This is a genomic window from Acinetobacter sp. LipI_23 (assembly GCF_058243045.1).
On the sequence record NZ_JBZAYJ010000015.1, the window covers coordinates 1 to 736 of the forward strand.

A 736-nucleotide genomic window follows, 5' to 3' on the forward strand; every position below is an offset into this window, starting at 1 on the left:
TACCCATTTATATGGGCTTTCTCATGACAGAACCGAACTCTATTAGCTGCACACAACTTGCCGAGACTTATAACATCTCGCATGATAGTGTAAATCGCTTTCTAGAACGTGAAGACTACACACCTCACGACCTATATCAAGAAGCAATTCAACATATTGATAATAATAAACTTATAGTCAGTATTGATGATACTGTTTTAGATAAACCCTATAGTCAACATATGGACTTGGTTAGCTATTTTTGGTCAGGCAAACACCACCGATCCGTCAAGGGTATTAATCTCATTACCTTGTATGCGACAGATCAGAATGGTCAAAATATTCCAATTAATTTCCGAATTTATGACAAATCTGAAAGTAAAACCAAGAATGATTACTTTATGGATATGTTAAGTGAAGTACTCAGTTGGGGTGCAAAGATTCAATTTATTACAGGTGATAGTTGGTATTCATCGACTGGAAATCTAAAAACCATAAGAAAATATGGTATTCGATTTATGTTTGGTATCGACTGTAACCGTAAGGTTTCCCCAGAAAAAGGACAATGGTTTCAACTGCGTTTATTGCCAAATTTCCATCAGGGTCAAGTGGTCTGGCTCAAAGATTTTGGCTTTGTACAATTATTTAAGACTCAGTTAAAAGAACAGCAGAGGTTTTATATTGTGCATCAAGATGAAGATGATTTATTGTCCTTTGAGGGTTTTCATGAATTACATTCAAGTCATTGGAAAATAGA

Annotated in this window: 1 protein-coding gene; it reads left to right on the top strand. The window is 35.2% G+C overall.

Going from position 1 to position 736, the window contains the following annotated elements; genetic code table 11:
* Nucleotides 1–736: IS701-like element ISAba11 family transposase (locus tag AC4CVD_RS18620; protein WP_490753686.1), on the top strand; the 736-nt coding region annotated here is incomplete at both ends.